The organism is Bifidobacterium sp. LH_413, assembly GCF_056357015.1.
On the sequence record NZ_JBKEVK010000002.1, the window covers coordinates 341323 to 355298 of the forward strand.

The 13976-nt window shown below is 67.4% G+C and carries 8 protein-coding genes; 3 read left to right on the forward strand and 5 right to left on the reverse strand.

Going from position 1 to position 13976, the window contains the following annotated elements:
• Positions 1-190 precede the first annotated feature (190 nt).
• Complete coding sequence (locus tag AC1AYN_RS05460; RefSeq protein WP_476532477.1) at positions 191-1714, forward strand: xylulokinase; 1524 nt, start codon at positions 191-193, stop codon at positions 1712-1714.
• A 405-nt stretch (positions 1715-2119) separates the two neighbouring features.
• Here the strand turns inward: AC1AYN_RS05460 and xylA are convergent, their stop codons facing one another.
• From xylA to AC1AYN_RS05480, 4 genes are all read right to left on the reverse strand, one after another.
• Positions 2120-3463 (reverse strand): xylose isomerase, encoded by a 1344-nt coding sequence (gene xylA / locus AC1AYN_RS05465; RefSeq protein WP_101621831.1) that lies wholly within the window; start codon positions 3461-3463, stop codon positions 2120-2122.
• A gap of 263 nt (positions 3464-3726) precedes the next feature.
• On the reverse strand, positions 3727-4683 hold the full coding sequence (gene htpX / locus AC1AYN_RS05470; RefSeq protein WP_476502282.1) for a zinc metalloprotease HtpX: 957 nt from the start codon (positions 4681-4683) through the stop codon (positions 3727-3729).
• Positions 4684-4952: 269 nt separating this feature from the next.
• Positions 4953-6215, reverse strand: a complete 1263-nt coding sequence (locus AC1AYN_RS05475) for a serine hydrolase (RefSeq protein WP_476532478.1) — start codon at positions 6213-6215, stop codon at positions 4953-4955.
• A 352-nt stretch (positions 6216-6567) separates the two neighbouring features.
• The gene (locus tag AC1AYN_RS05480; RefSeq protein ID WP_476532479.1) at positions 6568-8028 is read right to left on the reverse strand and encodes an FAD-dependent oxidoreductase; all 1461 of its coding nucleotides are present in this window, start codon (positions 8026-8028) and stop codon (positions 6568-6570) included.
• 272 nt (positions 8029-8300) lie between these two features.
• On the opposite strand from AC1AYN_RS05480, the gene AC1AYN_RS05485 reads away from it, so the two are divergent.
• Both AC1AYN_RS05485 and AC1AYN_RS05490 read left to right on the forward strand, forming a co-directional pair.
• A complete protein-coding gene (locus AC1AYN_RS05485) occupies positions 8301-9824 on the forward strand; it encodes an amino acid permease (RefSeq protein WP_476532480.1) in 1524 nt (507 codons plus the stop codon).
• Positions 9825-9838: 14 nt separating this feature from the next.
• Positions 9839-10834, forward strand: coding sequence for an asparaginase (locus AC1AYN_RS05490; RefSeq protein WP_476532481.1), 996 nt, complete (start codon positions 9839-9841; stop codon positions 10832-10834).
• A 370-nt stretch (positions 10835-11204) separates the two neighbouring features.
• Here AC1AYN_RS05490 and AC1AYN_RS05495 read toward each other — a convergent pair whose 3' ends face one another.
• Positions 11205-13637 (reverse strand): HAD-IC family P-type ATPase, encoded by a 2433-nt coding sequence (locus tag AC1AYN_RS05495; RefSeq protein ID WP_476532588.1) that lies wholly within the window; start codon positions 13635-13637, stop codon positions 11205-11207.
• Between the last annotated feature and the right edge of the window lie 339 nt (positions 13638-13976).

Sequence of the window (13976 nt, forward strand, 5' to 3'; positions counted from 1 at the left end):
GGGCCGTGTGGCGACGTAGACTTTCATAGTAGACGCCGCGCGGCGCGTGCCGGCCGGCCGTCGCATGTCGTATGACGTACGACGCGACCTCACTTGCATCTTCATGCCGGAATACAGTATAGTTTAATCGTCTAACTTATTAGGTGCGGCGCGTCGAACCCTTGCGCGCGGCCCTCATCGAGGAGGAAACATGACTCGCACATTGGTCGCAGGAGTCGATACATCAACCCAATCAACTAAAGTCCGCATCACGGACGCCACCACGGGCGAACAGGTGCGTTTCGGCCAGGCCAAGCACCCGGACGGCACGTCGGTCAATCCCGAATACTGGTGGGAGGCGTTCCGGTCCGCCGCCGAACAGGCTGGCGGACTCGACGACGTGGCCGCGCTGGCCGTCGGCGGGCAGCAGCACGGCATGGTGATCCTGGACAGGCAGGGCAACGTGATCCGCGACGCGATGCTGTGGAACGACACCAGCTCCGCCCCGCAGGCCGCCGCGCTTATCGAGAAGCTCGGCGAGGCCACCCCGGCCGCGGACGGCGAACCGGAGGATGTCGTCGCGCGCGGCAAGCAGCGCTGGATCAAGGCCGTCGGCTCCTCGCCGGTCGCCTCCTACACGCTCACCAAGGTCGCGTGGGTCGCCGAGCACGAACCGGAGAACGCGAAGCGGATCGCCGCGATCTGCCTGCCGCACGACTGGCTGAGCTGGCGCATCGCCGGCTACGGCCCGGTCGCGGAGGGCGAGGACGCGCACCTCGACCAGCTGTTCACCGACCGTTCCGACGCGTCCGGCACCATCTACTACGACGCCGCGCACGGCGAATACCGCCGCGACCTCATCGCGATGGTGCTGGCCGTCGCCGAAGGCGAGGAGACCGCCAAGGCGCACGCCGCATCCATCGTGCTGCCCACCGTGCTCGGCCCGCGCGAGACGGCCGCGGTGAAGGCCTCCCCCACTATCGCCGGCAAGAGCGTCGACGGCGGCTGCGTCCTCGCCCCCGGCGGCGGCGACAACGCGATGGCCGCGCTCGGCCTCGGCATGGGCGTCGGCGACGTGTCGATCTCGCTCGGCACGTCCGGCGTGGCCGCCGCCATCGCCGAGGACCCGGTCTACGACCTGACCGGCGCGGTCTCCGGCTTCGCCGACTGCACCGGCCACTACCTGCCGCTCGCCTGCACGATCAACGGCTCGCGCATCATCGACGCCGGCCGCGCGGCCCTCGGCGTCGACTACGACGAGCTGGCCGAACTGGCGTTCAAGTCCGAGCCGGGTGCCGGCGGCATCACGCTCGTGCCGTACTTCGACGGCGAGCGCACGCCGAACCGCCCCGACGCCACCGCGTCGCTCACCGGTCTGACCCTGCACAACACCACGAAGGAGAATCTTGCGCGCGCATTCGTCGAGGGTCTGCTGTGCTCGCAGCGCGACTGCCTGGAGCTGATCCGTTCGTTGGGCGCGCGGATCGACCGCATCCTGCTGATTGGCGGCGGCGCGAGGTCGGTGGCGATCCGCACGCTGGCCCCGTCGATCCTCGGCATGGACGTGACCCGCCCGGCCACCGACGAGTACGTGGCGATCGGTGCCGCGCGTCAGGCCGCGTGGGTGCTGTCCGGCAAGGCCGAGCCGCCGGAGTGGCCGCTCACCATCGACGGCGTGGAGACCGGAGAGCCGACCGAGGCCGTATACGAGGCCTACGTGAAGGCCCGCGGCTGAAGAAGGAGCCGCCGCCCCGCCGGCGAGGGGCCGTCGCATCACGATGGACCTCCCACCGGATACCGATGTTCACGCCCCCGCCGGCGGGGGCTGTCGGCGAAGCCGACTGGGGGTGGTCGCGGTTCGGCGCCGAACCACCCTCAGACCGCCTACGGCGGCCAGCTCCCGCCAGCGGGAGCAGGAACTTGCCTTCATGTGGTTCCTGTTCGGTGGCAATCACCGCCGGCATCAGCCGCCATCGCATATGGCAAACCCCCGGAATGAAGCCGTTCTTCATTCCGGGGGTTTGCCATATATCGCCTCCAGTTACCCAATGGGGCGATTGCGATCCGAATAAAGCCCCGTCGCCGGCCGTCCCTCCTCAACCTCGCCTGAGGCTACCCGAAAGCCCACCGGGCTTTCGGCTCACGCTTCGGCCAGTGCGTCGATGATGTAGTTGTTGATGGTGGCCTTGACCTGCTCGAGGTGGTCGGACTTGGTGGCGGCGCGCAGCTCGGCCTGGGTCTTGTCGAGGCTGTACTCCTCGAGGGAGGCGAGCGTGACGTTGCCGTCCTCGATGTCCTTGCCGATGCCGGACTCGTAGGAGCTGTAGCGGTCGGCCTGCAGATCCTCGATGTAGTGGTCCTCGTGCATCTTGGCGGCGACCAGCAGGCCGGCGGCGTAGGAGTCCATGCCCACGATGTGCGCACGGAACAGGTCGTCGGCGGCGAAGGAGGTGCGGCGCGGCTTGGCGTCGAAGTTCAGACCGCCGTGGGGGCCGATGGAACCGTTGGCCAGGACCTCCCACATCACAGCGACGCAGTCGTACAGGTCGGACGGGAACTCGTCCATGTCCCAGCCGATGAGCTTGTCGCCTTGGTTGGCGTCGAGGGAGCCCAGGATGCCGTTCTCGCGGGCGAAGCGGACCTCGTGCTGGTAGGAGTGGCCGGCCAAGTTGGCGTGGTTGCCCTCGAGGTTCAGCTTGAACACGTCGTCCAGATCGAAGGTCTTGAGGAAGGCGAGCGCGGCGGCGGCATCGAAGTCGTACTGGTGCGAGGTCGGCTCCTTCGGCTTCGGCTCGATGAGGAACTGGCCCTCGAAGCCGATTTCCTTGGCGTAGTCGGCGGCCAGGTGGAAAAGCTTGGCCATGTGGGCCTGCTCGCGGTGCATCTGCGTGTTCCACAGGTTCTCGTAGCCTTCACGGCCGCCCCAGAACACATAGTTCTCGGCACCGAGGCGCTTGGCGATCTCGAGGCTCTTCTTGACCTGCGCGCCCGAGTAGGCGAAGATGTCGGCGAACGGCGAGGTGGCGGCACCGGAGACGAAGCGCGGGTTGGTGAAGAGGTTCTGGGTGTTCCACAGCAGCTTGACGCCAGTGGACTTCATGTTCTCCTCGATCTTGTCGACGACCTTGTCGAGGTTGGCGTTGGTCTCGCGCAGGGTGTCACCTTCCGGCGCGATGTCGCGGTCGTGGAAGCAGAAGTACTCGACACCCAGCTTGGTGTAGAACTCGAACGCGTAGTCGACCTTGGCGAGGGCGAGGTCCATCGGGTTCGTGTACTTGTCGTACGGACGCTCGGCGGTGCCGTCGCCGAACGGGTCGACGAGGCGCTGGTCGAAGGTGTGCCAGTAGGCGACCGCGAAGCGCAGCCAGTCCTTCATCTTCTTGCCGGCGACGACCTTGTCGGCGTCGTAGTAGCGGAAGCCGAGGCCTTCCTTCTCGCCCTTGCGACCGACGTACTCGATCTTGTCGATATCCCACAGACCCATTGCAGTCTCCTTTGATGTTCGTGTTCACTGCGTTCTTCGTCGAATCCGCGTGGCGTCCCATCACTGTGCGCCGCCATCCGTTTCCGATTGACGATTCAATATGTTAAATGGTCGAACAATGTTTGTCAAACGAATGAACTTAATAGGCCGCATACGGCGTGTCCCCAATGATTCCAACGTTTTCCCCGCCTCATAACAAGTGAGTCCCCGATGACCTCAATCATCGGGGACTCACATCGGCCGAATCGGCGGACGGCGAGACGCTACCAGCGCACCTGCGCAGGACCGCCGACCCCACCGGCACCGCCGTACACCTGGGCGGCGCGCATCTCCTGGGCCATCTGCATGAGGCGCTTGATGCGGTCCTCGGTCGGAGGATGGGTGGAGAACAGCTTCGAGAATCCCACCGAGGAGAACGGGTTGGCGATCATCATCGCGGAGACGGACTGCGTGCCGGCGGTCTTGCGCATCGGCGTGGTCTGCGCGCCGTACGAGATCTTATTGAGCGCGGAGGCGAGCGCTTCCGGATCGCCGGTGAGCATGCTGCCGTCCTCGTCCGCGTCGTATTCGCGCGTGCGGGAGATCGCCAGCTGCAGCAGCGACGCGGCGATCGGCGCGAGGATCGCGCTGAGCAGCACGCCGATCAGGCCGAGCCCGCCGGACGCGTTGTCGCGTTCGTCGCGCGACGTACCGCCGCCGAAGTACATGAGCGAATAGCCGAGATACGTGATGACGGTCGCCATCGCGGAGGCGACCGCCGAGGTGAGGATGTCGCGGTTGTACACGTGCATCAGCTCGTGGCCGAGCACGCCACGGATCTCACGTTCGTTGAGAATCCTGAGGATGCCCTGCGTGCAACAGACAGCGGCATGGCGTTCGTTGCGCCCGGTGGCGAACGCGTTCGGACTCATCGTCGGCGCTACGTAGATGCGCGGCATCGGCTTGCCGGCCTTGGCGGACAGCTCGCGGACGATCCTGTACAGCGTGGGCGCCTCCGCCTCGCTGACCTCCTGCGCCCCCATCGACGCGATAGCGAGCTTGTCGGAGAACCAGTAAGAGAAGAACGTGGAACCAAGTCCGATGAGAATGAAGATGCCGAGGGTTCCCCTACTGCCGCCCGTGGCCCACCAGACCAGCATGACGACGGCCCACATCACTCCGAAAAGCAGGGCTGTCTTCAGGCCATTGCAATGGCCGTGCACACGCATTTTGCCGTCCATACGGCTCACGCTAACGGGGCTATCTGAAATTTCGCTGGACGGCAGCCGAGCGGACCGTGCGATGTTTCACGTGAAACACCGCCTGCATGCATCCCGAAATCCCTCCCCCAGTCGGCTCCGCCGACAGCCCCCTCGTCAGAGGGGGGCCAACATGCCACCACCAAAGACGACACCAGCCTCGCCTCCCTCTGACGAGGGAGGTGGCACGGCGCAGCCGTGACGGAGGGAGAGACCCCGGCACTACCGGCGGGCCCGAGAAGATGACCCGCTTACTGCGCCATCGCCGACGAGTGGATGCCGTCCAGCGCGGAGACCAGACCGGCCACCAAGTCGTACTGTTCGACCGCATCGGTCATCACCGCGAGTACGTACCCGCCGGAAGCGTTCGTGACGATGCCGGCGTCGTTCAACGCGTGATAGTCGTCCTCGTCAATCCACCCCGCCTTCGTGTACACCGCATAGCCGTCCTGATCACCGAGCGCGTTGTGGATGCTCGAGTTGAGCGTATCGGTGAACTCGCCCGCGAGCCATTGCCGCGCCGCATCGGACGTGGCCGGCTTCGACCCGCGCACGGCGAGCGCCGAATCGCCATCGAACAGGTAGCCGTACCCCATCGCCCACATGCGCGCCATGTCCATCGACGAGATGTTGAGGTACGCGCCGCCCGTCACGTCGACGCCCACATGCGCGCGCGTCGCCCACGCGGCGAACGCCCCCGAACCGTACGTGCGGTGGAGCGCGGCGAAACTGCTGTTGTCGGATACGGAGATCGTCTGCGCGATGAGCTGGTTCACGCCCGCACCGGTCGAGGTGAGCGCCATGTCCGACGCAATCGCCGACTCGTCCTCCTCCGACGCGGCCGACGCGCCCGTCGCGTCGCCGTCGGCGGAGGAGACCGGCTGCCCGTCGGTGCCGACGCCGGTCGGGTTCGCATCCGACGACTGCTGGACCGCGTCGAGGTCGATCGTGCCGGTCGCGGCGAGGGAGATGATGTAGGGGCCTTTGATCGCGGACGCCGAGTAGCGCGCGTCGCCGCCGTGCACGGCGAGCGCACGGTCGGTCGTCATGTCGACCATCGTCGCGGATACGCCGTATCCGGCCGACGTGACGGTCGCGACGGCCTGGTCGAGCGCCGCGCGGTCGTCGTCGGATAGCGTGAAACCTTCCGTGGAAACGTCGGCCGCGCCGTCGAGGCCGCCGATCGCGTTCACCGCGCGTTCCGCGGCGGTGAGCGCGCGCGGCTTGGCCGTCGACGCGCGGTGCAGCGCGGGATGGCCGGACGCGGCCTCCACCACGTCGCCCGCGCCCGCCACCCAGCCGGGCACGTGCGCGATCACGCCGACGACGAGACAGACCACGGCGAGCGCCGCCACGCCGACGACGATGCGCCGGCGGCGGTAGACGGCGCGCATCCGCCGTGACGCATGCTGGTATTGCGTCGTGTGGTGGCGGCGCGCCTGGCCGTTGCGCGACGGCCGTCCGCCGCCATGCGCTCCCCTCCCCCTATGCGAGGAGCCACGCGACTGCTTCATGACGGACCACCTTCCGATTATGCGGATACGCGATATCACGTCTGCGATATCACGGTCATGGGATATCACGAACGTGATATCGAACCGCATGATGATGACTGACGCACGGGCCCGCGTATGCCGACGCGCGCACGTGTACGTATGAGAATAGGACGAAGCATATGACGAAGCCGCGATCGGCAGGGATTCCGGTGGGACCCGGATCCGATTCCGCCGATCGCGGCTTCTGTGTGACGCACGGATGTGGCGCGCGGCCGAGCACTCCCGGCGGGTGTTTCACGCCATGCTACGACGTGTCACGTGAAACGCGGCGTGAAACACCTGGCCGGAATGCGACCGACCGACTCGCGACTCACTCGGCGTGGGCAAGCTCGCGCATCTGGGCGGGCTCGATGACCTTCTTGTGCTCACGGCCCTCTTTCGCGCCCTCGGCGCGTTCGAAGGCGTCGACCTTCTTCCAGCCGGCGAAGTCGATCGGCTTGACGCCGCGGCTCTCCAGCAGGCGGTCGATGGACTCGGGGTCGCGGTCGGCGGCCACGCGGCCACCCTCGGCGGCCTTGGCGAGGTCCTCGAGCATGTTGGTGACGATGGCGAGCGCGTCCGACTTGGTCGAACCGATCAAGCCGACCGGGCCGCGCTTGGCCCAACCGGTGGCGTACAGGCGTTCGCGCACCTCGCCGCCGTCGGCCTCGGTGGTGATGCGGCCGTCACCGTTCGCGTTGGCGAGGTGGGCGCCGTGGCTGTCGTAGGCGATGCCGGGGGCCTCGGCCGGCTGGTAACCGATTGCGTGGTAGACGGCCTCGACCGGGTAGTCGGTGAACTCGCCGGTGCGGTGCATCACGCCGTCGGCGCCGGTCTCGGTGCGCTCGACGCGGATGGCCTTCACCTTGCCGTCCTCGCCGACGATCTCGGTGGGCGCGGAGTTGAAGTGGACGTAGTACTTGCGGTCGGCCGGGTTGCCCTCGTAGTCGACGTCGCCGTCGTCCTCCATGTCCTCGGCCATCTCGCGGATGGCGAACAGCTCCTCGACCATCTGGCGGGTGAGCTTGTCCTTGCCGGCGACCTCGATGGTGTCGTCGTCCAGTTCGAAGTCGTCCTCGTTGATGATGAGCTGCACGCCGGGCAGCTTCTCCATCTCGCGCAGCTCCTGCACGCTGAACTTCGCCTGGGCGACGCCGCGGCGGATGAACAGGTGGAGCACCTTCGCCTTGTTGTTCTGGATGCCCTCGTAGACGTTGTCCGGGATGTCGGTCTTGGCCTTGAGGTCGTCGGCGTTGCGCATGAGCTCGCGCGCGACGTCCATCGCCACGTTGCCGCCGCCGATCACGGCGACGTTCTCGGCGGTAAGCGGCCATTCGCGGGCGCCCGTGGGGTAGCCGTCGTACCATTCGACGAACTTGGCGGCGCCGTACACGCCGTCGAGGTCGGCGCCGGGGATGCGCAGCGGCTTGTCCTTGACGGCGCCGGTGGCGAACAGCACGGCGTCGTAGCGGGCGAGCAGGTCGTCGAGGGTGACGTCCTTACCGAACTCCACGTCGCAGTACAGGTGGATGTCCGGGTTGTCGAGCGTCTTCTCGAGCGCGGAGGCGATGAACTTGATGGACGGGTGGTCGGGGGCCACGCCGTAGCGGACCAGGCCGAACGGCACGGGCAGCTTCTCGAACAGGTCGATGCGGGCCTTCGTGCCGAGGCCCAGCTCCTCGCCGAGCTTCTTGAGCTGGCGCAGGAAGATGTCGGAGGAGTAGACGCCGGCGGGGCCCGCGCCGATCACGGCGATGCGGAGTTCGTTTGCAGTATTCGAAGATTCAGTCACGCGTAACAGGTTATCGCAAGCCGCCGAATCGCGGTACCCCCATTTTCCACGCATTGCAACGCTTTTCGCACATTCCGCACATTCGCCCGCACATTCCCGCTCGCCTCGGCGTCCACGCGCACTCCGGCGTCCCGTTCGAAGATCCGCCCCTTGGTTGTGAGCTACGACGGGATCCGTTCACCTGATTGGTTATCGAGCGTCATATCATGTTCACCGATTGCGCGCCACGATGCCGCGATATCGGAGAATCCACCGAACAAAAGGACGGAATCATGAGTGAGAGAGAGAAGACGACCACGCCGGAGGCCGCACCTGCGAACGCCGGAAAGGAAACCGGCAAGGAGACCGCCAAGGAAACCGCCACCGTCGTGCGGGACAAGGGTGACGCCGGCTACGCGAAGGAGCTCAAGCCCCGCCACATCCAGATGATCGCCATCGGCGGCTCGATCGGCACCGGCCTGTTCCTCGGCGCGGGCGGACGTCTCGCGCAAGGCGGCGCTGGCCTGACCATCGCCTACGCGATCTGCGGCATCTTCGCGTTCCTGATGGTGCGCGCGCTGGGCGAGCTGGCGATCCGCCGCCCGTCGTCGGGCGCGTTCGTCTCCTACGCCCGCGAGTTCCTGGGCGAGAAGGGCGCGTACATCACCGGCTGGATGTTCTTCCTCGACTGGTCCACCACCGTCATGGCCGACATCACCGCCGTCGCCGTGTACTTCCACTACTGGAAGGCGTTCGCCGACGTGCCGCAGTGGCTGCTCGCGCTCGGCGCGCTGGCCCTCGTGTTCGTGCTCAACATGATGAGCGTGAAGATGTTCGGCGAGGCCGAGTTCTGGTTCGCCGCGATCAAGGTGTTCACGATCATCGCGTTCATGGTCATCGCCATCTGGGCGATCGTCACCGGCGCACCGGTCGGCGACACGCACGCCGGCATCGCCAACATCACCGAGCACGGCGGCTTCTTCCCGATGGGCATCGCGCCCGTGTTCGCGCTGACGCTGGGCGTCATGTTCGCGTTCGGCGGCACCGAGATGGTGGGCGTCGCGGCCGGCGAGGCGCAGGAGGCCAAGGAGGTCCTGCCGAAGGCCATCAACTCGATGATCATCCGCATCTTCGTGTTCTACGTGGGCTCCGTGATCCTGATGGCGCTCGTGCTGCCGTACACCGCGTACTCGTCGAACGAGTCCCCGTTCGTCACGTTCTTCTCCGGCATCGGCATCCCGCACGCGGGCGATGTGATCCAGGTGGTCGTGCTCACCGCCGCCCTCTCGTCGCTGAACGCCGGCCTGTACGCCACCGGCCGCACGCTGCGCTCGATGGCCATCGCCGGCTCCGGCCCGAAGTTCGCGGCCCGCATGAACAAGCACCACATCCCGTACGGCGGCATCATCATCACGTCCGCGCTGGGCCTGATCGGCGTGGTGCTCAACGCGGTGCTGCCGTCCGACGCGTTCGACATCATCATGAACCTCGCCGGCATCGGCATCGCCGGCACGTGGGCCTCCATCCTCGTCACGCACCTCGCGTTCCTCAAGAAGGTGAAGGCCGGCGAGGAGACGCGCCCCGAATACCGCATGCCGGGCGCCCCGTACACGAACTACGTGTCGCTGGTGTTCTTCGCGATCGTCGTGATCTCGAACCTGACGAGCGCTTCCGGCCGCTGGACGCTGGCCCTGTTCGTCGTCGTCGTGATCGCCATGGTCATCGGCTGGTACTACGTGCGCGGGCGCATCGACGGCAACCTGCTGGACGAGATGCTCGACGCCGACGCGGTGGACGAGGTCGAAGCCGCCAAGTAGGAGGAGCAATCATCATGCGCATTCACATCACGTATACGGGCGGCACGATCGGCATGGTCAACTCGCCGCACGGGCTCGCCCCCGGCGCCGACATGCTCGGCTGGCTGCGCGGACTGCTCGACGGCACGCAGATCGGCACCGACGAGGTCTCGTACACCGAACTCGACCCGCTGATCGACTCGTCGTGCGCCACGCCGGACAGCTGGCAGGCGATCATCGACGACCTGCGCGCGCACCGCAACGACGCCGACGCGTTCGTCGTGCTGCACGGCACCGACACGATGAGCTACTCGTCGGCCGCAGTGTCGTATGCGCTCACTGGCTTCGGCAAGCCGATCGTGTTCACCGGATCGCAGTATCCGCTGGGCATGGTCGAAACCGACGCCACGGCCAACGTGACCGGCGCGCTCAACGCGGTCATCAGCGGCCGGGCGCACGGCGTCTCGCTGTTCTTCGGCCATCATCTGATCGCCGGCAACCGCGTGAGCAAGGTGTCGTCGTGGGCGTTCGAGGGCTTCGACGCGCCGTCGGCCGGACTGCTCGCGCAGACCGGCGCGCCCTGGCACTGGGAGTCCTACGAGGGCCGCGGCGAAGGCTGGTACGACCCGCTGCCGTACACGCGCCATGACGTGGCGGTGATCGACATGGCGCCGGGCATCACGGCCGCGCGCCTCGACGCCATGCTCACGCCGCGCCCCGAGGCGGTGCTGATTCGCGCGTACGGCGTGGGCAACGTGCCGTGCACCGAGCCCGGTCTGACCGACGTGCTCGCGAAGGTGCTGGACGAAGGCGTGCCCGTCGTGGTGGCCTCGCAGTGCCAGCAGGCGACCGTGCTGCTCGGCCATTACGAGGCCGGCGACGCGATCGCGCGCGCGGGCGCGGTCGGCACGGGCGACATGACGCTCGAGGCCGCCTATGCGAAGATCGTGTTCCTGCTCTCGCAGGGCCTGACCGGCAAGGATCTCGCCGCCTGGGTCCCCCGATCCATCGCCGGCGAGATCACCGTGTGAGTCTGCTGGCCGCCGCGCAGGCGACGCAACGGGGTGGATGCCGCGTATTACGGCGTCCACCCCGTTTCTTAACGGCATCTCGCTTGGGAGGGGTACGTTTTGACCGTTCCGGAGGCGTATCCGCGTTACGAGGGGTACTCAATCACGGTCATTCCGGGCACGGAGAGCGGCATGGAGCCACTCAAGCCCGTTATGCCCTCTGTCAGATACCCCTCGTAGGCCAGTTGCCTCCGCGCAAGGACGACGAGGTACCCCTCCCGAACGAGAAAGCGCCATGGGCAAGCACTGCGACCGCGCGAAACCCGCACACCGCAACGCAGCACCGACGCGTCACCACCACAGTACCGGCGCAGCGCGAACAGCGATGCCACTAGTCCCGGTCCAACACGGCGGTGAGCGCCCACAGGATGCTCACCACGTCGATGCCCTCCTGCAGGAACGCGCCGACGACCACCGGGATCAGGTCGAACGCGGCCGCGACCATGCCGACGACGGCGAGCGCGAGACCCACGATCACGGCCTGGAGCATCACCCGCTTCGTACGCCGCGCGATGGCGATGGCGCGCGGCACGGCGGCGATGTCGTCGTTCATCACGACGACCTGCGACGATTCGGAGGCGGCGGTGGACGTGCCGTCGGTCATCGCGACGCCGATGCCCGCGGCCGCCAGCACCGGAGCATCGTTCACCCCGTCCCCCACCATCATCGTGACGGGATTGGCCACCGCATGGGAACGGACGATCTCGCCGGCTCCTCCGTTCCCGCGTTCCCTGTCTCCACCAGCGGCCACACGCACCGCGGCCACCTTGTCTTCGGGGAACAGCTCGGCGTGTACCTCGTCGATGCCGACTTCGCGCGCGATGATCTCGGCCGAGGCCCGCTTGTCGCCGGTGAGCATCGTGAGCTTGGCGACACCCAGCTGGTGCAGCTTCGCGAGGGCGGCCTTCGCGTTCGCGCGAGGCACGTCGCGCAGCACGATGCGCGCGACCAGCCGCCCGTCCACCGCCACATACGACGCCATCTCGTCCGCCGCCAGCATCCCGAACCGGGCCCCACTCTTTGCGCCCTCTTGAGCGGGCCGCATTCCCGACGCCGGCACCACACTCCCCGCGCCCTTTGCGCCCCCTTCCAAGGGAAGCCGCTCCAGCTCGTCGCGTCCCTGCCTCCCCTTTGCGCCCCCTTCCAGGGGGAGCTGTCCGCGCAGCGGACTGAGGGGGTCTCCCGTGCCCCGGCCCGTCCGTCCGGCACCAGCCACCGTCACGAACCCGTCCTCGCCCGCGGCCGCGAACGCCAGCCGCCCGACGCGCACCGCATGACCGTTGACTTCGGCGGAGATTCCCTTGCCGGATTCCTCCTTTACGTTCGTCACGACTGGATAGTCACGCCCGTATCCGCCATTGCCGGCGCCCGCCGCACCGCCGCCCGCGACGGCCGCCGCGTTCTCCGGGCACTCGCGCCGCCCGGCCGCGTACCGCGCATGCAGCCGTCCGAGCGCCTCGCGCCCAGCCGCCGCGATGCCTTTGGCGAGCACATGCACCGAATAGCTTTCGACCACGCCCGCGAACATGAGCACATGGTCCTCGTCGAGTCTCGGCACGCGCGCACCCGCAACACCGGCACCCGCGATACCGTCACCATCCACCATCTCCACACGCACGACCTGCGGCTGCTTGACGGTCAGCGTGCCGGTCTTGTCGAAGAACACCTGCGTGACGCGCCCCAGCTGCTCAATCACATCCTGCGTCTTAATGAGCACGCCGGCGGCGGCGAGACGCGACGTGCCGGCGATGTACGCGACCGGTGCGGCGATGAGCAGCGGGCAGGGCGTCGCGAGCACGAGCACCTGCGCGAACCGCAGCGGCGTGCCGGCCACCGCCCACGCGACGCCGGCGATGAGCAGCGAGAGCAGCGTGAACGACACGGCGAGGCGATCCGCGGTCCGCACGACCGCCGGCCGCGACTCCTGCGCCTGGCTCACCATCGTGAGAATCCGCTGGTACTGCGAGTCGGCGGCGACTTCGACGGCGCGCATGGCGAGCGTCGTCGAACCGTTGACCGCGCCGGACATGACGCGCGCGCCCGCGTACACTTCGCGCGGCACCGGTTCGCCGTTGATCGCGCTCAGGTCGAGCGTGGCCGCGCCGGACAGCAGTTCGCCGTCGACCGGCACGGTTTCGCCGGGCAGCACGATGATCACGTCGCCGAGCCGCACCTGGTCGACAGGCACGGTGTCGAATCGCGCGTCCGCGCCCGGCCGCACGCGCGCGTCGGCACGCGCGACGGCCGGATCGCAGGATTCCGGGTCACGGCCGGTGATCGCGCACACGTCGTCCGTCGGTCGGGTGGCGCGGCGGAAGCCATCGTCGCGGATCGGCGCGATGTTGCGCGCCGCTCCCCTGCCCACGCCGGGCAGGTTCGCGACGTGTGCGGTGCGCGGCGCCGCGTCGAGCAGCGCGGTAAGGCTGTGTTCCGCCTTCGATTGCGCGTATTCCTCGATCGCCTCGCCGGACGTGACCATGAGCACGACCGCCCACGACGCCCAGTATTCGCCCACGACGAGCGTGGACAGCATGGCGAGGACGGCGAGCAGGTCGATGCCGACCTGGCCGTGGCGGATGTCGTCGATCATGCCGATGACAGTGTCGATCACGGTGTATGCGACGAGCGCGACGACGATCCACTGGCCGAGCGAGAGATGACTCAGTGCGGCGAGCACGGACGCGTGCGACGGGAGCGCGCCCCACAGGCAGATGTTCCACAGCAGGGCGATGGGAATCGCGGAGAGGACGACGACCGGCAGCATCGGCAGGCGACGGCACAGGTCGGCGAGCGCGGGGATGGTGCCGCGGCGTTTCGATGAGGTGGCCTGGTCGACTGAATCGGTGGTGAGGGATGGGATGAGCTGGCTCATCTGATGCTCCTTACGCTGGTACGGGCCGGGCGTGCCGCTTTGCAATCGCTTGGCCTTGACGGTATGCAAAACGTGACGCACGGCTGGTGCGGTCACGCCTTGTTAACCCATCGGCGGCATCGGGGCGGGAGCGGGGCCGGACCCTGCGCTTCCGCATGATGCATCGCTCGATACACGGCGTAAAGAATCGATATTCGGTTATTGCGCTGCCATTCTAACAGCGGCCCACGA